Consider the following 24,930-nt stretch of genomic DNA (forward strand, 5'->3'; position numbering starts at 1 on the left):
GTGGCCTGTCAGACTCTGGGGGTGAGCACGCGCAAGACGACCCTGCTAGTCGGTGGCCGCATCCATTCACCCGGATCCACCGACGCGACAGCCATGGCCATCACCGAAGGCACCATCACCTGGATCGGCCAGGACAAACCAGGACGAGCACTACACCAAGACGCCGAGGTCATACCGCTCGACGGCGCCTTCGTCGCACCGGCCTTCGTCGATGCCCACGTACACGCCACCGCCACCGGCCTCCACCTCACCGGCCTCGACCTCAGCACCGTCACCGACGCCGCGAGCCTGCTCTCCGCCGTCGCCGAAGCCGCGGCCGACACCCCGCCCGGCGAAGTCCTGCTCGCCCACGGCTGGGACGAATCCACCTGGACCAGCCCCCGGCTACCCAGCCGCACCGAACTCGACGACGCCACCGGCGCCGTGCCCGTCTACCTCAGCAGGGTCGACGTCCACTCCGCGCTCGTCTCCACCGTACTCACCGCACTCGTCCCACAAGCGGCACACAGCGAAGGCTGGTCCGACCAAGGACCCCTCACCCGCGACGCCCACCACCACATCCGCACGGCCGTGCGCGCCGCCATCACCCCCGCCCAGCGCCACCGCGCCCAGCACGCCTTCCTCACCACGGCCGCCTCGGCAGGCATCGCGACCGTCCACGAATGCGCGGGCCCCACCATCTCCGGCGAGGACGACCTGCGCGACCTGCTCGCCCTCGCCGAGGGCCCCACCGTCCCCGCCGTCGTCGGCTACTGGGGCCAACACGCCAACCACGGCGGCATCGACACCGCCTTGCGCCTCGGCGCCACCGGCCTCGCCGGCGACCTGTTCGCAGACGGCGCCCTCGGCTCCCACACCGCCGCGCTCCACGAGCCCTACACCGACCGGCCCGGCACCACCGGCGCCACCTACCTCGACGCCGAAGCCATCGCCGAACACGTCGTCGCCTGCACCGAAACCGGCCTGCAAGCAGGCTTCCACGTCATCGGCGACGCCGCCGTCACCGAAGCCGTCCACGGACTACGCCTCGCCGAGAAAACCCTCGGCACCCGCGCCCTCGCCGCGGCGGGCCACCGCCTCGAACACCTCGAAATGGTCACCACCGACCAAGCCGAAGCACTCGCGAGCTTGGGCATCACCGGCTCCGTCCAACCCCAGTTCGACGCCGCATGGGGCGGCGAAACCGGCATGTACGCCACCCGCCTCGGCGCCGACCGCGCCGCCCCGCTCAACCCCTTCGCCATGCTCGCCGCCACCGGCGTCGTACTCGCCTTCGGCTCCGACTCACCCGTCACCGCACTCACCCCATGGGCAGCCGTCCGCGCCGCCGTACACCACAACACCCCCGGCTCCGGCATCTCCGCACGCGCCGCGTTCAACGCACACACCAGGGGAGGACACCGCGCGGCGGGAATCAAGGACGGCACCACCGGCAGCCTCGTGCCCGGCGCCCCAGCCCACTACGCGATCTGGGACTCAGCGGACCTCGTCGTGGCCACCCCCGACAGCCGCGTCCAGCGCTGGTCCACCGACCCCCGCGCCGGCATCCCCGGACTCCCACCACTCGACCCCGGCACCCCGCTCCCACACTGCCTGCGCACCGTCCGAGCAGGCGAGGTCATCCACGACCAGCTCCGCTGAACACACCACCAACGAGCCCAACACACCCCTGGTCCTAGGCTGAACAGGTGACCGCCGCGGCCGATGCGCCCCCCACCGACGGGCTCGCCGCCACAGCCCGCACCCGCGACCGCCTCCTGCCCGTGATCGCCAGACTGCTATTGGCCGCTGCCTCCGGCGCAATCCTGTTCCTCAGCTTCGCCCCCCGCCCACTGTGGTGGCTGGCACCACTGGCCTTCACCGGCCTGGGCCTCGTCCTGCACGGCCGCAAATTCTTCGCGGCCGCCGGATACGGTGCCGCCTTCGGCCTCACCTTCTTCCTCCTGCACATCCGCTGGATCCAGGACTTCCTCGGCGAAGACTTCGGCTCCGCACCCTGGCTCGGCCTCTCCGCCGTACTGGCCACCTACATCGCGCTCGCCTGCGCGCTCATGACCCTCGTCGCGCGCCTTCCCGCCGCCCCGGTCTGGATGGCAGCCGTCTTCCTGCTCCAGGAATACGCCCGCTCCCACTGGCCAGCCAACGGCTTCCCGTGGGGCAGGATCGGGTTCAGCCAGCCCGAAGGCGCCTACATTCCGCTCGCCTCCGTCGGCGGCGCCCCACTCGTCGGCTTCGCCGTCATCGTCACCGGCCTCGGCCTCGCCGCACTGCTCATCCACCTCCGCGAACACGGCAACACGCCCCAGCGCGCCATGATCACCCCCATCGCCGCGACCCTGCTGCCCGCGCTCGCCGGACTCGCGCTGTGGCCGACCATCGGAACCGAACCCCAGACCGGCACCCGCACCGTCGCCGTCGTACAGGGCAACGCCCCCAACTCCGGCCTCGGCCTGCTCGGCCAGCGCGACACCATCCGCGCCAACCACCTCGCCCAGAGCAAACGACTCGCCGACGACATCCACGCGGGCACCGTGCCCACCCCCGACCTCGTCGTCTGGCCCGAAACCGCCACCGACATCCGAGGCGACGACCTCGCTATCGACGCCGCCGTCGACGCACTCGGCGTCCCCAGCCTCATCGGCGCGCTCTACCAGCCCGGCGACAGCACACTGGCCGACAACGCCGTCATCGCCTGGCAACCAGGCGAGGGCCAAGGCGCCCACTACGCCAAACAGGAACTCGTACCCTTCGCCGAATACGTCCCCATGCGCGCCATCGCCAGCTGGTTCAGTCCCTTCGTCGGCAACACCAAGGACATGCGCTGGGGCACCGAACCCGCCGTACTCGACATCGCCGGAACCACCGTCGGCACCCCCATCTGCTACGAGGTCGCCTACGACTATCCCGCCCGCGACGCCGTCGACGCGGGCGCGCAACTTCTCGTACTGCCCACCAACAACGCCTGGTACGGCGAAGGGGAGATGACCTACCAGCAACTCGCGATGGCCAGAGTCCGCGCCGTCGAACACGGCAGAGCCGTCGTCGTCGCGGCCACAAGCGGCGTCAGCGCCATCATCCAGCCAGACGGCACCGTCACCAAGGACACCGGCATGTTCACCGCAGCGTCACTGGTCGCCGACGTGCCGTTGCGGGAACAAGTTACGCTGTCGGATCGACTCGGCGCTTGGACCGAGTACACACCAGTCGGGGTAGCCGCCGGTGCGATCGTCATCGGCTGGGTTCTCCGACGGCGCGCCAGTGCCGGAACAGGGCACTAGAAGGGGAACAGCATGGCGGAGGGCACGCGGCACAGGGACGACGTCGACCCGGTGCTGGTGGTCATCCCGACCTACAACGAAAAGGCCAACCTCAAACCCCTGCTCAGCCGCCTGCACGCCACCCTGCCACGGGCACACGCACTCGTCGTCGACGACGGAAGTCCCGACGGAACCGGCGAACTCGCCGACAAACTCGCCGCCACCGACGACCGCGTCCACGTCCTGCACCGCACCACCAAGAACGGCCTCGGCGCCGCCTACCTCGCCGGCTTCACGTGGGGCCTCCAACACGGCTACCGGACACTCGTCGAAATGGACGCCGACGGCTCACACGCGCCGGAAGACCTGCCCCGGCTCCTCGAAGCCCTCCGCGACTCCGACCTCGTCATCGGCTCCCGCTACGTCCAGGGCGGCGCACTCGTCAACTGGCCCCTTCGCAGAGAAATCCTCTCCAGGGGCGCCAACCTCTACTCCCGCGTCGCGCTCGGCGTGAACATCAGCGACATCACGGCCGGATTCCGCGCCTACCGCAGGGACGTACTCGAAGCACTCTCCCTCGACGAGGTCGTCTCCGAGGGCTACTGCTTCCAGATCGACCTGTCCTGGCGCACCGTCCAAGCGGGTTTCGACGTCGTCGAAGTCCCCATCACCTTCACCGAACGCGAGATCGGCGAGTCCAAGATGAGTGGCTCGATCGTGGGGGAGGCGGCGCTGCGCGTCGCCGAATGGGGACTGCGTCGCCGCCTCACCCAGCTTCGGGAACTGCGCGACCACCGGCACGTGCGCAAGCTCAGGTCACTCCTGCCCTGGTGACCCCCAGGCGCAACAAAACCCGCCGGGTGGATGGGAACATCCAGCCTCAGCGGGCTTGTTCGCCGTCGCGATGACGGAATCCTCAGCGGTCCCGTGGCGGGAGGACACGGGACCGCTGCCGGTGTTGCGGTGGGAGCGACCAGCCGGCGCTACACGCTTCGGGGGCCCCTGCGCCCCTTCAGCTCTGCGAGCCGCTCGTTGAGCAGCTCCTCCAGTTCCGGAATGGAGCGCCGTTCGAGCAGCATGTCCCAGTGCGTCCGAGGAGGCTTGACCTCCTTGGGCTCGGTGTGCCCGCCGTCCACGATCTCCGACTCACTGCCGTGCAAACGGCACTCCCACACGGATGGGATCTCGGCGTCGTCCGAGAACGGCACCTCGAACTCGTGGTTCTTCGGACACGAGTAACGAACGGTGCGTCGAGGAGCGAGGTCGTGATTGCGGTCGGTCTCGTAACTGACCGCTCCCAACCGGCTTCCACGAAGAACACGGTCGGCCATGATGGGGTCCTTTCAGTCGGCTCCCGATGAGGGAAGCCAGGGCGATGCTCACACTGTGCAACGACCGAGGCTGTCAGTTGAATTCCCAACAAACAATGTCGTTACTCACGATGGTGTGCATCACCCGCGGGGGCAGCTTTCTCTAGAGTGAGACCTTCAACGTCTCCACATGACGCGTAAATGCCTCTCTTCTTGGGGATATCCCCCACTCGGGCTATGGTGTTTCACCACTCACGTCAGCCGGAGCTGACCCTGTCGCGACGCCGAGGGTCCGACATCGCCGAGGCGAAAGTGGCGTCGACAAAGTACCTGGTAACGCACCGTAGCTGTTTCGGTCTGCAAGCGTGTCGGTGTCAAATTCACCTCAGAGGCTGAGCCCGTGTCAGCGACGAACACCGTGTCCCCGGTACGCAGCACAGCACCATCCTGCACCCGTGCGTTGAACCTGCCAGGCAGGCCACACCAGCACAGCACCTCCACCTGCACCGGCTGCAACTCGTCGGCCAGTTCGAACAACCGGCGAGCCCCTGGGAACAGCTCACTGCGGAAATCAATGGCGATACCGAAGCAGTACACGTCGATCCGCAGTTCGTCGGCGAGCTCGGCAAGTTGGTCCACCTGCGTGGAGGAGAGGAACTGCGCCTCGTCGACGATCAGGTAATCCACGTGCTGTCCAGCCGCCCATGCCTCCCGCACGATCAGTCGCACATCCGTATCGGCCTCCACCTCCTTGGCTTGCCGCGCGATTCCGATACGGCTGCTGATCTGCGCTGCACCCGAGCGGTCGTGTCGCACCAGTAATAGCCCGTTGCGCCCCTGCCGAGCGAGGTTGTGATCAATCTGCAAGGCCAGTGTCGACTTCCCGCAGTCCATCGGGCCATAGCAGAACTTGATTTTCCCGACGATGGGCATCTCACGCCGTCTGCCCCAAGCCGGAACAGGGGAGAGCGCGTCGGTCGGATCGAGTTCCTCGTCATCAACGGCGGTCACGTCGAAGGACCCTATCCGGCCCCGCCGGTGCCGCGTTGCAGGCGCCGCACCCGCCGCCCGCGGCCATGGCTCTTCTCACAGCGCTACGGCCGTCCTCCGTTGCCGTCGGCCCTTCCCGCCCACGTGCCTCGCTCGATCAGCAGCTCCCTGAGCAAATCGGGGCGGTCGGTCACGATGCCCTGCACGCCAAGGTCGAGCAGCGTCCGCATGTTCCGCTTGTCGTTGATCGTCCAGGCGTGCACCTCGACACCCGCCCTTCCCGCCGCGCGCAGGAAACTTCGGTCGACCACTTTCATCCGTCCGTGCAACACCGGCACCTGCGCCATGACGCCTCTGCTGAGCCCGCCGAGCCGCAGGAACGGCAACCAGCCGTTGGCCCACAGCATCGCCACGGAGCGCGGGCCGAGCGACGTCACCAGCCTCGGCCCGCCGAGCTTTCGCAGCCGTGCGAGGCGCGCGTCCGAGAACGCCGCGACACCCACCCTGTCGCACGCGTTCGCTCGCCGGATGACCTCGACGAACGGTTCCACGGCGGCATCAGACTTGACATCGATGTTGAAGTACGCGTCCGGCAGCTCCTCAAGCAGTTCCTCCAGACGCGACACCGGCGCCTTTCCGCCGACCTTCGCCCGCCGCACCGCTGACCACGGCTGCCGCACGATGGGCCCGGTGCCGTCGGTCGTGCGATCCAGCGCCGCGTCGTGATGCACCACCACGACGCCGTCCGACGTGGCGTGCACGTCGGTCTCCAAATACCGGTAGCCCTCGGCGGCGGCCCGCTGGAAGGCAGGCATCGAGTTCTCCATACCTGCCAGTTCGCCCACGTGCCATCCGCGGTGCGCGAAAGCGCGGGGAAGTGGCTCTGCGAGATAGGGGTAGGACATCAGCACCGCTTCAGTGTGCCGCCCCGGCGTGGCCGAAGCACAAGCAGTTGATGGCCAGCTAGGGTCGGCCCGGTGAGCGAAGCGGCAGAGTCACCTATTGCGTCACGTGACGAATTGGCGAACCTGCGCAAGAAGGTGCCCCAGCACTGCGGCTGGTGCGGCAGACGCCTGGAACACAACGGCACGGTGGGGCGGAGGCGCTGCTACTGCGGGCAATCCTGCCGCCAGCGCGCGTACGAGCGCAGGGCCGCCGTGCAGCGGACCGGTCTGCCCGAGGATGCCGTCGTGTTGTCCAACGACGAGATCGCCACGCTCCAGGACCGGCTCTTCCAGCTTCGCTGCGCGGCCGAAGACGTCGTCACGGCAACCGAAGACGGCGCGACCGTGGACGAACTGCGCAGGATGGCGGCGGAGCTCGCTCGTTCCGCCAGTCAACTCGAACAACTCCGCTGATCCGATATCCAGCCACTCCAGTACAAAACGTCACGGTGACGTTTTGTACTGGAGTGGTCGCGCACCGATGCGGGGAGCTGTCGCGATGCGCCTCAGCCTCATCCGGGCGGAAGGTGACTCGATCGCTGCCACGCGACCCCGGGAGCTTCATCGCCCCGACGCTGACACCGGCGCCGGGTGAGGCTGTCGAGTACAGCCGTTCAACGCTGATTTCCCTGGTCAGACGCCCGATCGAGCTTGCTCCCAGCGGATAGTCAAAGTGCCGATAATGTACATTATGTCAAGTAGTGTTCGTGAGACCGTCCCCTGACCGCAGGAAAGCGTCCCGCGACGACCGCATCGGGTGTCCCGGGCCTGTGGCACTGTCTTCGTCATGTCAGTGGACGATCTGCCTGCCTGGTTGCCGGAATGGTGCCTGGATCGTCTCGAAAGCCAACCCGCCGCCGTGCTGTTCCGGCACGAATCGATGTCGGCCGTTTTCGGTCTCCGGTTGGCCGACGGTATGAACGTCGTGGTCAAAGTTCGCGCTGACGACGGCCGAGCGGCGTCGTGTGTCACGGCACAGGCACGGCTGGCCGAGAACGGGTTTCCCTGCTCCCGCCCGCTCACACCGGTCGTCGGCGTCGGCCCGCTCGCCGTGCATGCCGAGGAGTTCCGTCCCGGAGGCGGGATATTGCGCGGGGACTCCCCTGGGGTGGCCGCGCGCTACGCCGAGGTCTTCGCCAGGTTGACGACCGGACTGGCTGACCTCGACGTCGCGCCACCATTACCGAACCCGCGCTGGGTGCGTTGGGATCATTCGGATCCCGGAGTGTGGCCTTCGATCGGGTCACTCGATGACAGGGATCAGAATCTGGTGCCCGGCTACGTCATGGACACCGCCGCCAGGGCCCGTCAGCGCATCGTGGCCGCCGTCCTGCCCCGCGTGCTTGGGCACGCCGACTTCGAGGCACACAACCTTCGCTGGCATGACCATCACGTGCGGGTGGTGCACGACTGGGACAGCCTGGCGTGGCAACCGGAAGCCGCCTTGGTGGGAGCCGCGAGTGCGGTTTTTGCGAAGACGGGACCGGCCATGCTGCCTTCGATCGAAAGTACCGAGGCATTCCTGTCCGCCTACCAGGATGCACGAGACCGCCCGTTCACCGAGGAAGAGCGCCAGGTCGCCTGGGCTGCCGGCCTGTGGACGGCCGCGCACGACGTCCGATGGGAAGCACTCCGCGGCTACACCGTGGTGTCCGGCAAAGCGCTCTGGGCACAGGCGGCCGAACGTCTCCGCCGAGCGAACGCCTGACCCGGATTTGAACGGTCCGCTCCCCTGGCCTGGTCGCTCGCGGAGGCGTTCGGTGGGCGTGGTGTGGCACGATCGCCACGTGACGAGTAGACCGGCTACCGATCAGTACCTGCGTGACCTGGCATTGTTGCGCCGCGTTCGCGACCGGATCGACCGGGATTTCGCACAACCGCTGGATGTCGAGGCGCTTGCCCGTGGGGTGAACATGTCGGCGGGTCACCTGAGCCGCCAGTTCCGGGCCGCTTACGGTGAGTCACCGTACTCCTATTTGATGACGCGGCGGATCGAGCGCGCCATGGCGCTGCTGCGCAGAGGCGACCTGAGTGTCACCGAAGTGTGCTTCACGGTCGGCTGTTCATCGCTGGGCACGTTCAGCAGCCGCTTCACCGAGCTGGTCGGGGTGCCGCCGAGCGTGTACCGCAGGGAGGTTGGGCGCGCCACGGCCGGTATGCCCGCGTGTGTGGCGAAACAGGTGACCAGACCGATCAGGAATCAAGAAGCGTCGACCCCGCGTACGCACTTAGCGTGATCGCCATGGACATCACCATTCATCAGAGTTTCCTTCCGCACACCGACGCCGAGGCTTCGCTGGCTTTCTACCGGGACCTTCTCGGTTTCGAGGTGCGCAACGACGTCGGATACGCGGGCATGCGCTGGATCACCGTCGGTCCGGAGGGACAGCCGAGTACGTCCATCGTGCTGCTGCCGCCGTTCGCCGATCCGGGTATCACCGAGGAGGAGCAGCGCGTCATCACCGAGATGATGGCGAAGGGCACGTACGGCGGGGTGAATCTCGCGACGAAGGACCTGGACGGCACGTTCACCACGTTGCAGGCCAGTGACATCGAGATCGTGCAGGAGCCGACGGAACAGCCTTACGGCATCCGGGATTGCGCGGTGCGTGATCCTTCCGGCAACCTCATCCGGATCCAGGAGCTGCGCTGATCTGTTCGCCGTCCGCGCTACCGGTGCCGCGAAGGGAGTCGTGGCACCGGTGGTCGTCACCGAGCTGGCCCGCTCCCCTGTGCCTGTCCCCCGTGTCCGCTCGTATGGCCGGACTGGGTGAGGCGATGCTGACGAAAGGCCGTGACGTGCGGCCCGGCCCATGGAGAAACACGGAGAAACGATGAGCAAGACCACGAGGAAGAGTGCGCCGTCGCCCGAGCCGCACGTTGCCGACACTCATGACCTGATCAGGGTGCACGGTGCACGCGTGAACAACCTCAAGGACGTCAGCATCGAGCTGCCCAAGCGGCGGCTGACGGTGTTCACGGGGGTTTCGGGCTCGGGGAAGAGTTCGCTGGTGTTCGGCACGATCGCCGCCGAGTCGCAGCGGTTGATCAACGAAACCTACAGCACGTTCGTTCAGGGGTTCATGCCGACGATGGCGCGGCCTGAGGTCGACGTTCTCGATGGGCTGACGACCGCGATCATCGTCGATCAGCAGCGGATGGGTGCCGATCCGAGGTCGACGGTCGGTACCGCGACGGACGCCAACGCGATGTTGCGCATTCTGTTCAGCAGGCTCGGCAAGCCGCACATCGGTTCGCCGCAGGCGTTCTCGTTCAACGTCGCCTCGATCAGCGGAGCGGGTGCGGTGACGATGGAACGCGCGGGCCGGAAGGTCAAGGAGCGGCGCGATTTCAGCATCACCGGTGGTATGTGCCCGCGTTGTGAGGGCAGGGGCTCGGTTTCCGACATCGACCTGACGCAGCTCTACGATGATTCGAAGTCGTTGTCGGAGGGTGCTTTCACCATTCCCGGCTGGAAGTCCGACAGCTTCTGGACGGTGCGGGTGTACGCGGAGTCGGGTTTGGTCGACCCCGACAAGCCGATCCGTAAGTACACGAAGAAGGAGCTGAACGACTTCCTGTACAAGGAGCCGTTCAAGGTGAAGGTCGACGGCGTGAATCTCACCTACGAGGGGCTGATTCCGAAGGTGCAGAAGTCGTTCCTCTCCAAGGATCGTGAGGCGATGCAGCCGCACATCAGGGCGTTCGTGGACAGGGCGGCCACGTTCGCGGTCTGTCCTGAGTGCGAGGGCACGAGGTTGAGTGAGACGGCAAGGTCGTCGCGGATCCATGGCAAGAACATCGCGGAGTTGTGCGCGATGCAGGTCAGTGATCTGGCCGAGTGGGTTCGCGGGCTCAAGGAGCGTTCGGTCGCGCCGTTGGTCACCGCGTTGTCCCGGGCGCTCGATTCGTTCGTGGAGATCGGTTTGGGGTATTTGTCGCTGGATCGTCCAGCCGGAACCTTGTCGGGTGGTGAGGCGCAGCGGGTGAAGATGATCAGGCATCTCGGGTCGTCGCTGACCGACACCACGTATGTGTTCGACGAGCCGACGATCGGCCTGCACCCGCATGACATCGCGCGGATGAATGATCTGCTGTTGCGGTTGCGGGACAAGGGAAACACGGTGCTTGTCGTCGAGCACAAGCCGGAGTCGATCGCGATCGCCGACCATGTGGTGGATTTGGGTCCTGGCGCGGGTTCGGCCGGTGGCGCGGTGTGTTTCGAGGGCACCGTGGAGGGGTTGCGGGCCAGTGACACGATCACCGGCCGTCATCTGGACGACAGGGCCGCGCTCAAGGAGACGGTGCGGGAGCCTGAGGGCGCGGTGGAGATCAGGGGCGCCGACGCGCACAATCTGCGCAACGTCGACGTCGATATCCCACTCGGGGTGTTGTGTGTCATCACTGGGGTCGCGGGTTCGGGCAAGAGCTCGCTGGTGCATGGCTCGATTCCCGCCGAGGCGGGGGTTGTCGCGGTTGATCAGGCGCCGATCCGCGGGTCGAGGCGGAGCAATCCGGCGACGTACACGGGGTTGCTTGAGCCGATTCGCAAGGCGTTCGCCAAAGTCAACGGGGTAAAGCCGGCGTTGTTCAGCGCGAACTCCGAGGGTGCATGCCCGAACTGCAATGGCGCGGGTGTGGTCTACACCGATCTGTCGGTGATGGCGACCATGGAGACGACCTGCGAGGTGTGTGAGGGCAAGCGGTTCATGGCCTCGGTGCTGGAGTATCACCTTGGTGGCCGGGACATCAGCGAGGTGCTGGCGATGTCGGTGGCCGAGGCGACCAAGTTCTTCGGTTCCGGGGAGGCGCGGACGCCTGCCGCGCATCGCATTCTGGAGCGGCTTGTCGATGTCGGTCTCGGGTATCTGAGTTTGGGGCAGCCGTTGACGACGTTGTCCGGTGGTGAGCGGCAGCGGCTGAAGCTGGCGACGCACATGGGTGACAAGGGCGGTGTGTACGTGCTGGACGAACCGACGACCGGGTTGCATCTCGCCGATGTCGAGCAGTTGCTCGGCCTGCTCGACCGGCTTGTGGATTCGGGGAAGTCGGTGATCGTGATCGAGCATCATCAGGCGGTGATGGCGCATGCCGACTGGATCATCGATCTTGGTCCTGGTGCGGGGCATGACGGTGGGAAGGTCGTGTTCGAGGGCACGCCCTCGGATCTGGTGGCGGACCGGTCGACGATCACGGGTGAGCATCTTGCCGCTTATGTCGGTGCGTGAGGGTGGCCGTGGTGGGCGCGCCTACTGGGCCGCCCCACCCGGGGTCAGGCCCGGCCGCTGAACAGGTAGCGCCGGGGTGTGGTGCCGACCGTGCGGCGGAAGGCCGCCAGGAATGCGCTCGCCGTGGCATATCCGACGCTGTGCGCCACCCGCGATACCGGTTGTCCCTCGGCCAGTAGTGGCAGGGACGCGCGCAGCCGTACCTGTGTGCGCCATTGGTCGAAGCTCATACCCGTGTCATGGACGAACAACCGGGTCATCGTTCGCCGGCTCACGCCCGCCGCGAGGGCGTGAGCGCTGAGGCTGCGCTGGTCAGCCGGGTTGGCAAGCAACGCGGCTGCCACCACCTGGACGCGTTCGTCGGAGGGGGCAGGAACATCGATGGGCCGGGTTGGCAGCGGGCGCAGCAGATCGGGTAGGAGCGCCTCGGCGCGCGATCGTGCGGCGGCGTCGAGGTCGCCGCGGGCCAGGTATTCGATCAGTTCGGCCAGCAGGCCGTCGATGCCGACCGCTGTGGGCTCGGGCCAGTCCAGTGGGCACTGTTCCGGTGCGAGATAGAGGCTGCACAGGACCGCGTCGCGGGTCGCGCCGGTCGTATGGGTGACCCCCGCGGGCAGCCATAGCGCTCGGGTGGGTGGCAGGACCCAGTACACCCCGGCCACCCCGACGCCGAGGACACCACGCCGAGTCCAGGCGAGTTGGTGATGTGTGTGGCTGTGCGGAGGGATCCACTCGCCCGAGGCCAGTGGAAAGCGGCCGACGATGATCGCACCGATGTCCTCCATGCGACATAGTCTGGCCCCACAACGGATTGTGGCCAAATATGGGTGCGCCATAGCGTCATGGGGTGCCGATGATCATGTTGTGCCTTGTCCAGTTCATGCTCGTGCTCGATGACACTGTCGTGAGCGTTGCCCTGCCCAGCATTCGTGACGAGCTGGGCTTCAGCGATTCCGGCCTGCCCTGGGTCGTCAACGCCTACTTCCTGGCTTTCGGTGGGCTGCTGTTGCTCTGCGGGCGGATGGCGGATCTGCTGGGGCGCCGCCGGGTCTTTCTCGTCGGCGTGGCGCTGTTCGGGGTGGCCAGCCTGGCCTGTGGGTTCGCGCAAGAGCCGTGGCAGCTGGTGATCGGACGGTTCGCGCAGGGCACGGGGGCCGCGATGGCCAGTCCGGCGGCGATGTCGATGGTCACGTTGCTGCATCCAGGGCCGAAGGAACGGGCCAGGGCGCTGGGCATCTGGGGTGGCCTCGCGGCGCTGGGCGGCACCTCGGGTCTGGTGTTGTCGGGGGCGTTGACCGACTTGGTGTCCTGGCGCGGGATCTTCCTCATCAACCTGCCCATCGTCGCCCTGGCCCTGGTGCTGCTTCCCCGCCTGATCCCGGAGTCGCGCGCCTCTGACCGGGGCAAGCTCGACGTTCCGGGTGCGGTACTGGTCACCGGTACCGCGGTGTCGCTGGTGTACGGACTGTTGCGGGTCGGAGAGACCGGCTGGGGCGATGCGGTTGTCATCGGTGCCGTCGCGTTGTCCTTCGTCTTGGCGGTGGCGTTCTTGGTCGTGGAGTCGCGGGTGGTGGCGCCACTGGTGCCTGGCGTGTTCCTCGCTTCGCGAACGCGGGCGGTCGCCAACGGTGCGACCCTGCTGTTCTCGATGGCGATGTACGCGATGTCGTTCCTGCTGATGATCCGGATACAGACCACTCTGGGGTACAGCCCGTTGCTGGCCGGCATCGCTTATCTGCCCTACGGTGCCGGCATCTTGGCGGGTATGTGGCTGTCCTCCCGCGTCTCGCTCAGGATCGGAGCCCGGTGGGCCCTGCTACTGGCTTTCGTGGTCAACGTCGTCGGTCTTCTGCTGCTGTCCGGCGTGGCGGCTGGCGACTCCTATGCCGCCCACGTCCTGCCCGGCATGCTCGTCCTGAGCGTCGGCAATGGGCTGAGTTTGCCTGTCATGGCCGTAGCGGCGGTGGATGGCACCACCGAGGACAACGCCGGTCTCGGCTCGGCCCTGTTCACTTCCGTCCAGCAGATCGGTGGCGCGGTCGGCATAGCCGCGCTGGTCACCTTGGGTTACTCGGGCGGGCTTACGGCGGGCGCGGTCTGCGTAGCGCTGGGCGCCGTGCTCGTTGTCGTGCTGCTGCCGTCGCGTGCCGGTGGCTCGCGTCAGCCGGCTGAACTCGATCACCGAGGAGCACCGGCGACGGCTTCGCGGTGAGCGCGAGGGTTGCCGTGCCACGAGCAGAGCCCGTTCCGGCGCCGGTAGTGGCCATTCGGTGTCCACCACCGCTGCCAGGGTGGTTTCTGTTCGGAGAACAGGCGAAAGGGCGGTTGGGGTATGCGGGTGGTCGTGGTCGGTGGCGGGATCGGCGGTCTCGCTCTGGGAGCGGGGTTGCGGCGCAAAGGGTTCGATGCGGTGGTGTTCGATCGCGACACCGATGTGGCGGCGACGGGTGGCTACCACATCACGCTGGACGAGCGGGCGCAGTCGGCGTTGAGGGAACTCGTGGATCCGGTGATCATGCGGCGGTTGCTGGCGTCGGGGTCGGCGCTGCGGTTGCGCGAGCGGGACGCGTTCTGGGATCGCCGTGGCCGTCTCCTGGGCCACGGGCCGGATCTCGGTGGCAGCGGGAGCGTCGATGTCGATCGGATCACCCTGCGGACGCTGCTCGCCGAAGCCGCCGGTGACGGCCTGTGCCTGGGGACCGAGGTGGCGGGCGTCGGGCACGATGACCATGGCGCGCCTCAGGTGTTCTTTTCCGAAAGGGCACCTGTCTCGGCGGACCTGGTGGTCGGCGCCGACGGCACGCATTCGATCGTCGCCCGTCATCTGGCGGGCGGGCCGACCAACCGTCCGGCTGGCATCGCCGGATTCTGTGGCCGCACCCTGGTGCGGGACCTCGGTCCCGGTGAGCGGCGGCGGTTGCGGCCACGCTCGGGGCTGGCGATCGGACCTCGCGGAGCGGCGCTCTACGTCGGTTTCCTCGATCCGGTCGGCAATCCGATGCTCGACGCTCCCGAGTTGCGGATGTCGGTGACCACGGAGCCCACCTACATCTGGGGTGCGGTGTTCCCGGAGTCCGCGGGTACCGATGCTCTGCGCGATCTGTGTGGCGGCGAGTTGCGGGAGGCGCTGATCGGCCGGTTTCTGCGGCGGGGCTGGGCCGAGCACGCCCTGGAGATCATCGCCAAGGCCGATCCGCGGAGCGTGGCCGGATTCCGGTTCAACGCCGCGTCGACGCGCGCGGCGGATCTCGCGCCGTGGTCGGCGGGAAACATCACCGCGCTCGGCGATGCCGTGCACGCGACGCCACCGACCGCGGGAATGGGAGCCGGTGCGGCTATCCGTGATGCCGCCGATCTGCTCACCCGGGTCGGTTCCGTGACAGAGGGCGACATGACGCTCATCGAGGCGGTCGGGCGGTTCGAGGCGGGAATGCGGGTGCGGGGCGGAGAGGTCCTGACGCTGGCGATGAAGACGGTCCGCTGGATTCTGGCCACCGACACGAGGCTCGGCGCCACGGCCACCGCTGTGAGCACGCCGATTCTGGCGGCGGCCGCCCGGCTGCGCCGCTGAAGGGCGACGAGGGCAGGATCGGGTCGTGGCGGACACTTCACGGCGGGCTTTGCGGTTGCTGTCGCTGCTGGGGGCGCGGGCGCAGTGGTCGCTGGCCGAGCTCGCGGGCCGGCTCGGCGTGAGTGAACGCACGACCCGCCGTGACATCGAGACCCTGCGGCGATTGGGATATCCGGTGGCGACGGTGCACGGTCCGGAAGGCGGTTACCGGCTCGGCGCGGGTGGGTCGCTTCCGCCGTTGCTGTTCGACGAGGATCAGGCGCTCGCCGTCGCTGTGGCCTTGCAGACCGCGCCGGGTTCGGTGTTCGGCCTCGCCGACGACGCGGCGCGGGCGCTGGAGACGCTGACCGGTGTGATGCCCGCGAGGCTGCGCGCCTCCATGGAGGCGTTGCGGCTGACGAGGCTGCGCAACTACTGGGAGTTCGCCGCGCCACCCATCGATCCGGACGGGTTGACGGCGGTCGGTGCCGCTGTCGCTCAGCGCCGGGAGCTCGTGGTGGAGGTGCTTGGCGCGGATGGGGCGCGCACCGTACCCGGTGAAGCGGGGTTCGTGGCGGCTCGCCGGGTCGAACCCCACCATCTCGTGGTCTGGGCCGCGCGCTGGTATCTGGTCGCTTACGACGTCGCCGTTGGTGCCTGGCGGGTGCACCGGGTCGACCGGTTGCGTGCGCGGCCGACCACCCGGATTTTCGCGGAACGGCCGGTGCCTGGCGATGACGTCGCCCGGTTCGTGATGACCAGTCATGATCGTGGTGACATTCCGGCGGCGTGGCCGTGCACGGGCAGCGCGTGTCTCGACCTGCCTGCCAGGGTCGTCGCCCGCTTCGCTCCGGGTGGTTCGGTGGTGGAGCAGCTGGATTCGGGCTGGTGCAGGCTGACGCTCGGCGCGTGGTCGTGGGCCGGTGTCGCGGGGATACTCGCGACGTTCGACGCGGAGTTGACCGAGGTTCAGCCGCCGGAGCTGGTCGTGGCTTTTCGACGCCTGGCGGGCAGGTGGTCGGCACGGGAGACCTGAGCAGGCGTCGGCGTCCTATTCAATGCCGTCGATGAGTGTGGTGACGAGGATTGCCGCGAAGGTGGCCGGTGGCGATTCGGCGTGGCCTGGCTGGTTCAGGTGGCTGAGAAACGCCTGTTGGAAGCAGGCGCCGAGCAGCATCCTGGCGGCGGCTTCGACGTTGGTGCCGGGTGCTATCTCGCCACGGTCGCGACAGGCCGCGAGGTAGCTCGCGAGCGTGGCGATGGGCTGTTCCGGGCCCTCTCCCCTGGTCGTGAGGTCGGCGCGGTGCGCGGCGAGCAGGTCCGGTTCGGCGAAGAGGGAGCCCGCCATGGGGAATCCGTGCCGATAGAAGGACAGCGCGGCGACCGCGACGGTGCGCAGTGCCTCGGGTAGCCCTTCGCGGCGGCCAGTGTCCGGTAGTGCGCGTAAGGCTCCGGCGAGGTCTCCTGGGGCGCGTTCGGCCAGTACTCGGGTGAACAGTTCGGTCTTGCTGCTGAAGTGCTTGTACAAGGTGGCTTCCGAGTAGCCCGCGGTTGTCGCGATCTGTTTGGTGGTGGCGCGAGCGAGCCCGTGCTGTTCGATGACCGTTGCCGCCACGTCGAGAATTCTGTCCCGGGTGGACATGGTGTTTCTCCTCGCGGGTTGTCAGGGGGCGGGGTGGGTGGCTTGGTCGCGCAGCCATTGCGCGGCCAGTGACGCGGCGGTGGCCGCTCCTCGGTTGTTCAGGTGGACGCCGTCCACGAGCACCGTGTAGCCGTTGGCCGTGCCGATGTCGTCCCAGCTCTGGCCGAGGTAGTAGTGCCGGGTGCCGGCCAGAGCCGCTGACAGGAGGGAGAAGTCGCTCGGCTGGGAGCCGCCTTCGGCGTGGATGATCGTGGTCAGGCGCTCGTTGAGGGGCAGGTAGCCCGCGTCGTATTCGGCGGCTACGTCCGCGATGACGGCGTTGAAGCGGGAGACGAGCCTGTTCTGGGGGTCGTCGAGGTCTTCGCCGAGTGGTTGCAGAGAGTAGAACGCGAACTCGGCCGTGGTTTCGGTGGCCAGCCGGTGTGCGATGGTGCCGAGGTCTTTCCGGTAGGTGTCGAGTGCCGGTTCGGTGTTGTCGGCGGCGCCGAGGACGTTGTTGGTGCCGATCAGCAGCATGACGGCGTCGGGTTTGGTCTCGATGATCTGGTCGAGGCGGTCGAGCAGGTCGGAGCTGGTGTTGCCGTTGATGCCCGCGTTGATGAACTGGTAACCGTGCTCCCCCATGCCGGTGCGCAGCAGTGAGACGAAGTCGGCCGAGCCGATGCCGTGTATGGAACTGGCGCCTGCCACGACGACGACGGGTCCGTCGGCGGTGCCGCCGTTGTCGAGGAAGTCCTGTGGGGTCAGTTCGGGTTCGCGCAGGAAGGTGAGGTAGGCCAGTGGTGCGAGCACGGCGGCGATGCCGAGCAACGGGATGAGCGTCCAGAGGAGAACGCGGCGGAGCCGGTGGCGCGGTGTCGTGTTGGGCGTGTCGGCGGGCGTGAGCATGGGCGAACCTCCAGGTGAGTGAGTACTCACCAACGTAGTGAGTACTCACTCACCTGGCGACGTGTTGGCGGTCACGCTCGCGCGCCGAGGAGCTCTCGGCTCAGTGCCGCAGGAGTCCCGCGAGCACGGTGGCGTGACTGTGCTCGACGTCTTTGGTCGCGGTCAGCAGCGTGAGCGCGTCGTCGGCGAGCAGGGTGCGCAACCGGGCGAGCGCGTGACGGCCCTCCGGGGTGTCGAGTTCCGCGCGGTAGCGCTCGCGGAACGCCTCGAATTTGGCGGGGTCGTGGCCGTACCAGGTGCGCAATTCGGTGGAGGGCGCGACGTCCTTGAGCCACTCGTGCATCGGCAGGTCCGATTTGCGGATGCCGCGCGGCCAGATCCGGTCGACGAGCACGCGGGTGCCGTCGTCGCGTTCGGCGTCGTCGTACACGCGGCGAACCTTGACGGGGTGTGCGCTCATCAGCTCAGGGTTTCGCAGGTGCCGGTCCCCCGCATCCCAGCATGTCGAGGTAGTGCGGGCTGTACATGATGCCGAGGATGTTGCCGAAGGGGTCGGCCACCGAGGCGGTGACGAACCCGGCTTCGCGGGTGACCGGTTCCTCGTGCGGGCTCGCGCCGAGCGCCAGCAGCCGTGTCCAGGTTACCTCGACGTCGTCGACGTGCCAGAAGGTGACCACTCCCCCTGGTTCGGCGGTCGCCGCGTGCGGGGCGAACCGGCGGTCGATGAGGCCGAGTTCGTGCTGGTAGTCGCCGATGCGGAACTCGACGTAGGCGGGCGGGCCTTCCAGGGGGCGCACGAAATAGGGCCGCGTGCCGAGCAGGTCGGTGTACCACCGCGCGGCGGCGGGCAGATCGTCGGCGAAGAGGCTGATGGTGGAGAGTCCGCGACACATGTGGAGTCCTTTCCTGATCCGGTGTGTGGAAGCGGAATCAGGATGCCGTCCGAAAGTGCTCATCCTGTGCGTACTTTTCTTCGGGTTGTGTGCGTCGCGGGGTGAGCTGGGCCACCCGGTGTCCCGGACGGGGGCGCCGCGGCCGACAATAAGCGCACGCTCACCGATGTTGGGGAGGCCCAGTGGCGGATCCGTTGTTCACCTCGGTCGACGATGTCGCGCGGCGGCTGGCCGAGGCCGGCTACCTTGCCTCGACCGCGGTGGCCACCACCGTTTTCCTCGCTGACCGGCTGGGAAAACCGTTGCTGGTCGAAGGCCCCGCGGGGGTGGGAAAGACCGAGCTGGCCAGGGCGCTGGCGACGGCGACGGGCAGCGGGCTGGTGCGATTGCAGTGCTACGAGGGCATCGACGAGTCACGCGCGCTGTACGAGTGGAATCACGCCAAGCAGTTGCTGCGCATCACGGCGGCGAAGGGCGAGTCGTGGCAGGACACGCGCGACGACGTGTTCGGAGAGGAGTTCCTGCTGCCGAGGCCGCTGCTCACGGCCATCCGCAATCCCGACCCCACCGTGCTGCTGATCGACGAGACCGACAAGGCCGATGTCGAGATGGAAGGGCTGCTGCTTGAGGTGCTGGGCGACTTCCAGGTCACGGTTCCCGAACTGGGCACGATCACGGCCGCGCGGCGGCCGTTCGTGGTGCTGACGTCGAACGCGACGAGAGAACTGTCCGAAGCACTCAAACGCCGTTGCCTGTTCCTTTACCTCGACTTCCCTTCCGCCGAACTGGAAAGGGACATCGTGGCGTTGCAGGTACCCGGCCTCGATTCCACGCTGACCGAGTCGCTGGTGCGGGTCGTCGGCGCGCTCAGGGACCTCGACCTGCGCAAGGCACCCTCGATCGCCGAGTCGATCGACTGGGCGCGCACGTTGCTGGCGCTGGGTGCCGACAGTCTCGACGAGGAGACCGTGCGGGCAACGCTGGGCGTGATCCTGAAATACCAGGCCGATCACCGCAAGGCGGTGTCCGAGCTGCGGTTGCCCTCGGTACTGGACGCGGCTTCGCCATGAGCGCGGCGGCCGTGCAGGCGCGGTTGGTGGAGTTCGCCCGCGCGTTGCGGGAGCGCGGGATCGGTGTGGGTACCGGGGAAACCGTGGACGCGGCGGCGGCCGTCGAGGTGCTGGGGTTCGCCGAGCGGGACCGGCTCCGGGAAGCGCTGGCGGCCACGATGCTGCGCGGACCTGGTCAGCGGCCGGTGTTCGACGCGGTGTTCGATCTGTACTTCCCGGCGGCGGTGGGTTCGGCCGAGGGCGCTGATTCTGCCTTGAGCGTGCCGGAGTTGCGCGAAGCGCTGGTCTCCGCGCTGGCGCTCGGTGACGAGGGGCGGTTGAGGGCTTTGGCCGCGGCCGGGGTGGAGACGCTCGGAGCGTATGGCGCCTTGGGCGCAGGCGGTTCCGGTGAGGGCGCGGGGCAGGCGATGAGCGGCTGGTCGGCCTATCAGGCGCTGGGTGAGATCCGGCCGGACGCGCTGCTGCACAAGGTGCTCGCCGCCATGGGTGCGGCCGGTGAGGACGGTACTGACGGTGACCCGCTCGGAGCCGTGTTGAGCGAGCGCGAGGCGAGGGCACGCATCGGGGCGTTCACCGAGTACGTCAACGCCGAGGCCAGGCGGCGGACGGCGGAACTTCGGGGTAGGGAGCGGATCGCGCGGTACGCGGTGGCTCCCCAGGACGAGCTGGTGAGTTTCACGAGCGCGACGCGGGAGCAGCTGGCGCAGTTGCGGCGCACGATTCAGCCGTTGTCCCGGAAGCTGGCGACGAGGCTCGCGGCGCGGCGCAGGAAGGCGCGGCGCGGTGAGATCGACGTGCGGCGCACGTTGCGGCGGTCGCTGGCCACCGGCGGGGTGCCGATGCGGCCCGCGATGCGGGATCGCGCACCGGGGAGGCCGGATCTGTTGCTGTTGTGCGACATGTCGGGTTCGGTCGCGGGGTTCGCGCAGTTCACCCTGTTGCTGACGCGGGCGCTGAGTGACCAGTTCAGCAAGATCCGCAGCTTCGCGTTCATCGGGAGGACCGACGAGATCACGCACATTCTCGCCGGTGGGGGTGGCGATCCCGAACGGCTGGCCGCGAGGATCCTGGCCGAGGCGAAGGTGACCGTGTGGGGTATGAGCAGCGACTACGGCAATTCGCTCGGCACCTTCGCAGACGGGTGGGCCGACGCCGTGGGCCCGAGGACCAGCGTGCTGATCCTCGGTGACGGCCGCACGAACGGTGGAGACGAGAACGTGGCCGCGCTGCGCCGGATCGCGGCGAGGGCGAAGCACGTGTTCTGGCTCAATCCCGAACGCGAGTCGTTGTGGGGCACCGGTGATTCGGCCGCCCTCCGGTACGCGAAGGTGGTGCCGATGTTCGAGTGCCGTAACGTCAGGCAACTGTCCTATGTGGTCAGTGAGCTGCTTCCGGGCTGATCGGGCGGACCGCGCCGTGTCCCGTGACGAGCGTCGCGGGACACGGCCGCTCGTCACGCCTTCTTGATCACCTCGTAGAGGACGGAACCATCACTGGTGTTGTACCCGGCCGCGATCGCCTTGTCGTAGTAGGCCAGCACGGCCTCGGGCACCGCGTTGTCAAGGCCCGCTTCCCTGCCTGCCGCGACGACGTGCGCGGCGGACTCCCGCATCATCGCCGCCGAGGAAAGCCCCCCGGGATGTTCCCCGGCTTCGAAGTGACGCGCGGTGTCCGGGACGATGGCCCGCACCAGGTCGACGACCTCCACCGCGAACGGCGCGTAGTCGGTCGGGGCGACTCCCGCGGCGGCGAGGATCGCGCTCGAATGCGCGTGGGCGGCCATCGTGGTCAAGAAGATCCCCAGCTGGGCCTGGTAGAAAAGCTGCGCCAGCGCCGGGTCCTCACCTCGGTACTCGGGCCTGCCGATCGGCCGCAGCATCGGTTCGTACCGGTCGAACACCGCTTTCGGCCCGCTGTAGAACACGTACGAGGCGTCGGTGCCCACCAGCAGCGGAGGCACCATGACCCCGCCTACGACGTGCTGCGCGCCGTGCCCGGTGAACCACTCCGTCGCCTCCCTGCTGGCTTGGGGGCTGTCCGAGCTGAGATTGACCACCACCTTCTCGCGCAGCGATCCGGCGGCGGGCGTCAGGATGTCGTACATGGCGCGGTAATCGGTGAGGCTCAGCACCACGAGCGGGCTCGCGGCGATCGCCTCGGCCGGGGTCGCCGCGAGGACGGCGCCCTCGGCGACCAGGTCGTCGGCTTTGCTCCGGGTGCGGTTCCACACGGTGACGTGGTGGCCGCCTGCCAGTAGGACGCGCGCCATCGCCGCGCCCATCGGGCCGAGGCCGATGACGGTGACCGGGGTGCTGTTCATGAGGTTGATCCTTTCGAAAGGAGGAATTCGACGATTCCGGTGACTTCTTCGTGGCCGTGTCCTTCGGCGACCCTGCGCCGCATGAGCTCGGCAAGCGGGGCGAGCAATTCGGCGCTGACCCCTTGGCTTTCCGCGAAGTCGAGCAGATGCCCGAAGCCGGTGGTCTGCATCGCCAGATTGGCCACGGTGCCCTTGGCGTAGTCGCGGGAGTCGATCTGCTCCGCGTAGACACCCACGGCGGCGGCCACTCCGCGCAGCCACCTCGACAGCAGCGGCGCCACCTCTGCGGAGGGCTGCCCTTCGGCACGCACGAGCGCCAGCGCCTGGATGATCCCGGCAACCGCGCCGTACATGCCGGTGAGCAGCGCGATGTCGTAGAGCGCGGCCCTGCCGGGGTCGGCGTCGAGATAGCGGGCTTCACCGAACGCGGCGAGGACGGGTTCGACCCGGTCGAACGCCTCCCTCGGCCCGCTGTAGAGCAGGAAGGCGTCAGGTCCACCGATCATCGGCGGGACGGCCATGATGCCGCCGTCGAGAACGTCGAACGCGTGGCAGGCGGCCCATGCCGCCAGCTCCCGCGCCTGCCCCGGCACCGTGGTGGTCAGATTGACGAGCGTTTTTCCGCGCAAGTGCTCGGTGTGGTCGTCGAAGGTGTCGCGGACGGATTGGTGATCGAGCAGGCAGGCGATGACGACCGGGCTCGCGCTGATCGCCTCGGCCGGATCCGACGCTCTCGCCGCACCGAGTTCGACGAGCTGGTCGGTCCTGGCGGAGGTGCGGTTCCACACGGTCACCGGGTGGCCCTTGGCGATGAGCGCCCGCGCCAGCTCCGTGCCCATGCCGCCCAGTCCCAGGACACTGACCGGGGTGGGGTGTGTGTTGGTCATGTCCCGACCATGACCGAGCGCGCGCACGAAACCCTGCTTGCTCGCGCACGCGCCGCCGACGGAACCGCGCGCGAGGGCGGCATTAGTGTCGGAACCGTGAGATTCGGGTTGCTCGGGCCCTTGGCCGTGTGGAACGACGACGGCGTGCCGGTACGGGTTCCCGAGGGAAAGATCAGGGCGCTGCTGGCGAGTCTGCTGCTGGCCGAGGGAAACGCGGTGAGCGCGGGACGGCTCGCCGACGACCTGTGGGGCCAGGACCTGCCGGGCAACCCGGTGAACACCTTGCAGACCAAGGTTTCCCAGCTGCGCAGGACACTGGCGGGCGCGGCGCTGGTGCACGGCCCCTCCGGTTACGCGCTGACGGTGCCTGCCGACGCGTTGGACGTGGCCCGGTTCCGCGCGCTGGTGCGCAAAGCCAAGCCGGGTACCGACGCCGCGGGGAGAGCGAGGGTGCTGTCCGAGGCGCTCGCGCTGTGGCGGGGCGAGCCGCTGGCGGATTTCGCCGGTGAGCCGTTCGCGATCCCCTTCGCCGCGCAGCTCGGCGAGGAGAAGCTCGGCGCGAGGGAAGACCTGGCGGAGGCGAGGCTGGAACTGGGCGAAGGCGCGGCGGTCGTCGACGAACTTGGCACGCTGGTCGAGGAGCATCCGCTGCGGGAACGCGTCCGGGCGCTGCACCTGCGGGCCCTGTACCAGGCGGGACGCCAGGCCGAGGCGCTGCGTGGCTACCGGGACTTCCGCGCGCTGCTGGTCGGCGAGCTCGGCCTCGAACCAGGACCGGAACTGCGCGAGGTGCACGCCGCGATGCTGCGCCAGGATCCCGTGCTCCGGCCGTCTTCGGAGCGAAGGCCACCGCTGCCGGTCCCGCTCACCGAACTCGTCGGCAGGGACGACGCGGTGCGGACCGTCACCGGGCTGCTGACCACGCACCGGCTGGTGACACTGACCGGGCCGGGCGGAGTCGGCAAAACGCGGCTGGCCACGGCAGCCGCCGCCGTCGTCGACACCGCGCCGGAGGCTTCCGGTGGCGTGTGGCTGGTGGAGTTGGCCGGGATCGACCGGCACAGCTGTGCCGGGGAATCGGGCGCCAATCAAGGCGAATGGGTGCTCGACGCCGTCGCGAGCGTGCTCGGGGTGCGGGATCTGCCTGCCTCGCCGGGGGTCGCTGAGCGAGCCGGGCGGCTGGCCGAGGCGGTGCGCGGCAGGGACCTGCTGCTCGTACTGGACAACTGCGAGCTGGTTGTCGAATCGGTGGCCGTGGTGACGGCGGCGCTGGTGCGCGCGGCACCGTCACTGCGGGTGCTGGCCACCAGCAGGCAGCCGCTGGGTATCGCCGGTGAGCTCGTCTGGCCGGTCCCTCCGCTGGGCATCCCTTCCGGTGTCCACGCCGAAGGCGAAGCCACCGAGTCAACGGTTGCCGCGATCCGCGAGTTCAGCGCCGTCCGGCTCTTCGCGGCGCGCGCGGCGGAGGCCGTGCCGGGATTCGCGCTCGAACCGGCCAACGCCGCCGCGGTCGCCGCGATCTGCCGCAGGCTGGACGGGCTCCCGCTCGCGCTCGAACTGGCGGCGACGAAACTGCGGGCCCTCGGCATCGGCGAGGTGCTGACCAGGCTGGACGACCGGTTCCGGCTGCTGGATTCCGGGCACAGGGACGCGCCTGCCCGTCAGCGCACGCTGCGGGCGTTGATCGACTGGAGCTGGGAGCTGCTGGACGAGGTCGAGCGCACGGTGCTCAGCAGACTCGCCGTGCACGCCGAGGGCTGTGACATCGCGGCGGCCGAAGCGGTCTGCGCGGCGGGTGGCATCGGCCCGGCCGACGTGGCGGGGTGCTGGCCCGCCTCGTCGACCGGTCGCTGGTGGTCAGCGAGCACACCGGGGACGGGCCGCGATACCGCTTGCTGGAGTCGATCGCCGAGTACTGCCTCGCCCAGCTCGACGCCAGTGGTGAACTGAA

General features: G+C 68.3%; 24 protein-coding genes. 14 read left to right on the plus strand and 10 right to left on the minus strand.

Annotation, left to right across the window (positions count from 1 at the left end):
* The first annotated feature begins 21 nt into the window (after positions 1-21).
* Genes BAY61_RS15740 through BAY61_RS15750 form a run of 3 tightly spaced genes read left to right on the plus strand, consistent with a single transcriptional unit; the run spans position 22 to position 4,091 of the window.
* Complete coding sequence (locus tag BAY61_RS15740) at positions 22-1,641, plus strand: amidohydrolase (RefSeq protein WP_091804484.1); 1,620 nt, start codon at positions 22-24, stop codon at positions 1,639-1,641.
* A 47-nt stretch (positions 1,642-1,688) separates the two neighbouring features.
* Positions 1,689-3,278, plus strand: coding sequence for an apolipoprotein N-acyltransferase (lnt, locus tag BAY61_RS15745; RefSeq protein ID WP_091804487.1), 1,590 nt, complete (start codon positions 1,689-1,691; stop codon positions 3,276-3,278).
* A gap of 12 nt (positions 3,279-3,290) precedes the next feature.
* Positions 3,291-4,091 carry a polyprenol monophosphomannose synthase gene (locus BAY61_RS15750; protein ID WP_091804490.1) on the plus strand — a complete coding sequence of 267 codons (801 nt, stop codon included), beginning with the start codon at positions 3,291-3,293 and terminating at the stop codon, positions 4,089-4,091.
* A gap of 149 nt (positions 4,092-4,240) precedes the next feature.
* Here BAY61_RS15750 and BAY61_RS15755 read toward each other — a convergent pair whose 3' ends face one another.
* The 3 genes from BAY61_RS15755 to BAY61_RS15765 all read right to left on the minus strand — a co-directional run bounded on the left by BAY61_RS15755 (position 4,241) and on the right by BAY61_RS15765 (position 6,462).
* Positions 4,241-4,588: an RNA polymerase-binding protein RbpA gene (locus tag BAY61_RS15755; RefSeq protein WP_091804493.1), complete on the minus strand. Its 348-nt coding sequence runs from the start codon at positions 4,586-4,588 to the stop codon at positions 4,241-4,243.
* A gap of 231 nt (positions 4,589-4,819) precedes the next feature.
* Positions 4,820-5,578 carry a thymidine kinase gene (locus BAY61_RS15760; RefSeq protein ID WP_091804496.1) on the minus strand — a complete coding sequence of 253 codons (759 nt, stop codon included), beginning with the start codon at positions 5,576-5,578 and terminating at the stop codon, positions 4,820-4,822.
* An 83-nt stretch (positions 5,579-5,661) separates the two neighbouring features.
* Positions 5,662-6,462, minus strand: a complete 801-nt coding sequence (locus BAY61_RS15765) for a glycerophosphodiester phosphodiesterase family protein (protein WP_420848804.1) — start codon at positions 6,460-6,462, stop codon at positions 5,662-5,664.
* 72 nt (positions 6,463-6,534) lie between these two features.
* Between BAY61_RS15765 and BAY61_RS15770 the strand changes: the two genes are divergently transcribed.
* The 5 genes from BAY61_RS15770 (at position 6,535) to BAY61_RS15790 (ending at position 11,729) form a co-directional block, all read left to right on the plus strand.
* Positions 6,535-6,915 (plus strand): hypothetical protein, encoded by a 381-nt coding sequence (locus tag BAY61_RS15770; RefSeq protein WP_091804503.1) that lies wholly within the window; start codon positions 6,535-6,537, stop codon positions 6,913-6,915.
* A 373-nt stretch (positions 6,916-7,288) separates the two neighbouring features.
* Positions 7,289-8,209, plus strand: coding sequence for an aminoglycoside phosphotransferase/kinase family protein (locus BAY61_RS15775; RefSeq protein WP_091805225.1), 921 nt, complete (start codon positions 7,289-7,291; stop codon positions 8,207-8,209).
* A gap of 79 nt (positions 8,210-8,288) precedes the next feature.
* Positions 8,289-8,738 carry a helix-turn-helix transcriptional regulator gene (locus BAY61_RS15780; RefSeq protein ID WP_091805228.1) on the plus strand — a complete coding sequence of 150 codons (450 nt, stop codon included), beginning with the start codon at positions 8,289-8,291 and terminating at the stop codon, positions 8,736-8,738.
* A gap of 5 nt (positions 8,739-8,743) precedes the next feature.
* Positions 8,744-9,154, plus strand: coding sequence for a VOC family protein (locus BAY61_RS15785; RefSeq protein WP_091805231.1), 411 nt, complete (start codon positions 8,744-8,746; stop codon positions 9,152-9,154).
* Between the two features lie 181 nt (positions 9,155-9,335).
* Positions 9,336-11,729, plus strand: coding sequence for an ATP-binding cassette domain-containing protein (locus BAY61_RS15790; protein ID WP_211323569.1), 2,394 nt, complete (start codon positions 9,336-9,338; stop codon positions 11,727-11,729).
* Between the two features lie 44 nt (positions 11,730-11,773).
* Here BAY61_RS15790 and BAY61_RS15795 read toward each other — a convergent pair whose 3' ends face one another.
* The gene (locus tag BAY61_RS15795; RefSeq protein ID WP_091804509.1) at positions 11,774-12,514 is read right to left on the minus strand and encodes a helix-turn-helix transcriptional regulator; all 741 of its coding nucleotides are present in this window, start codon (positions 12,512-12,514) and stop codon (positions 11,774-11,776) included.
* Positions 12,515-12,582: 68 nt separating this feature from the next.
* On the opposite strand from BAY61_RS15795, the gene BAY61_RS15800 reads away from it, so the two are divergent.
* The 3 genes from BAY61_RS15800 to BAY61_RS15810 all read left to right on the plus strand — a co-directional run bounded on the left by BAY61_RS15800 (position 12,583) and on the right by BAY61_RS15810 (position 16,315).
* Positions 12,583-13,941 carry an MFS transporter gene (locus tag BAY61_RS15800; RefSeq protein WP_091804512.1) on the plus strand — a complete coding sequence of 453 codons (1,359 nt, stop codon included), beginning with the start codon at positions 12,583-12,585 and terminating at the stop codon, positions 13,939-13,941.
* Between the two features lie 120 nt (positions 13,942-14,061).
* A complete protein-coding gene (locus BAY61_RS15805) occupies positions 14,062-15,300 on the plus strand; it encodes an FAD-dependent oxidoreductase (protein ID WP_091804515.1) in 1,239 nt (412 codons plus the stop codon).
* Positions 15,301-15,325: 25 nt separating this feature from the next.
* Positions 15,326-16,315, plus strand: a complete 990-nt coding sequence (locus BAY61_RS15810) for a helix-turn-helix transcriptional regulator (RefSeq protein WP_091804518.1) — start codon at positions 15,326-15,328, stop codon at positions 16,313-16,315.
* Between the two features lie 15 nt (positions 16,316-16,330).
* On the opposite strand, the gene BAY61_RS15815 is transcribed toward BAY61_RS15810, so the two are convergent.
* The 4 genes from BAY61_RS15815 to BAY61_RS15830 all read right to left on the minus strand — a co-directional run bounded on the left by BAY61_RS15815 (position 16,331) and on the right by BAY61_RS15830 (position 18,702).
* Positions 16,331-16,921: a TetR/AcrR family transcriptional regulator gene (locus BAY61_RS15815; RefSeq protein WP_091804521.1), complete on the minus strand. Its 591-nt coding sequence runs from the start codon at positions 16,919-16,921 to the stop codon at positions 16,331-16,333.
* Positions 16,922-16,942: 21 nt separating this feature from the next.
* Positions 16,943-17,809, minus strand: a complete 867-nt coding sequence (locus BAY61_RS15820) for an SGNH/GDSL hydrolase family protein (RefSeq protein WP_091804524.1) — start codon at positions 17,807-17,809, stop codon at positions 16,943-16,945.
* Between the two features lie 100 nt (positions 17,810-17,909).
* The gene (locus tag BAY61_RS15825) at positions 17,910-18,269 is read right to left on the minus strand and encodes a DUF488 domain-containing protein (protein WP_091804527.1); all 360 of its coding nucleotides are present in this window, start codon (positions 18,267-18,269) and stop codon (positions 17,910-17,912) included.
* A gap of 4 nt (positions 18,270-18,273) precedes the next feature.
* Positions 18,274-18,702 carry a VOC family protein gene (locus BAY61_RS15830; protein ID WP_091804529.1) on the minus strand — a complete coding sequence of 143 codons (429 nt, stop codon included), beginning with the start codon at positions 18,700-18,702 and terminating at the stop codon, positions 18,274-18,276.
* 182 nt (positions 18,703-18,884) lie between these two features.
* Here BAY61_RS15830 and BAY61_RS15835 point away from each other — a divergent pair, with 182 nt between their 5' ends.
* Together BAY61_RS15835 and BAY61_RS15840 are read left to right on the plus strand one after the other, a co-directional pair.
* Positions 18,885-19,772 (plus strand): AAA family ATPase, encoded by an 888-nt coding sequence (locus BAY61_RS15835; protein ID WP_091804532.1) that lies wholly within the window; start codon positions 18,885-18,887, stop codon positions 19,770-19,772.
* On the plus strand, positions 19,769-21,172 hold the full coding sequence (locus BAY61_RS15840; protein WP_091804535.1) for a vWA domain-containing protein: 1,404 nt from the start codon (positions 19,769-19,771) through the stop codon (positions 21,170-21,172). Before BAY61_RS15835 ends, BAY61_RS15840 begins: the two co-directional genes overlap by 4 nt.
* 53 nt (positions 21,173-21,225) lie before the next feature.
* Here the strand turns inward: BAY61_RS15840 and BAY61_RS15845 are convergent, their stop codons facing one another.
* Both BAY61_RS15845 and BAY61_RS15850 read right to left on the minus strand, forming a co-directional pair.
* Positions 21,226-22,092, minus strand: coding sequence for an NAD(P)-dependent oxidoreductase (locus tag BAY61_RS15845; RefSeq protein WP_091804538.1), 867 nt, complete (start codon positions 22,090-22,092; stop codon positions 21,226-21,228).
* A complete protein-coding gene (locus tag BAY61_RS15850; RefSeq protein WP_091804541.1) occupies positions 22,089-22,979 on the minus strand; it encodes an NAD(P)-dependent oxidoreductase in 891 nt (296 codons plus the stop codon). Before BAY61_RS15850 ends, BAY61_RS15845 begins: the two co-directional genes overlap by 4 nt.
* Before the next feature lie 9 nt (positions 22,980-22,988).
* On the opposite strand from BAY61_RS15850, the gene BAY61_RS33565 reads away from it, so the two are divergent.
* Entirely contained in the window at positions 22,989-24,929 is a 1,941-nt protein-coding gene (locus BAY61_RS33565) for an AfsR/SARP family transcriptional regulator (RefSeq protein WP_245866140.1), read from the plus strand.
* Position 24,930: the final 1 nt, after the last annotated feature.

The organism is Prauserella marina (genome assembly GCF_002240355.1).
In the GTDB taxonomy this organism is placed as follows: Bacteria; Actinomycetota; Actinomycetes; order Mycobacteriales; family Pseudonocardiaceae; genus Prauserella_A; species Prauserella_A marina.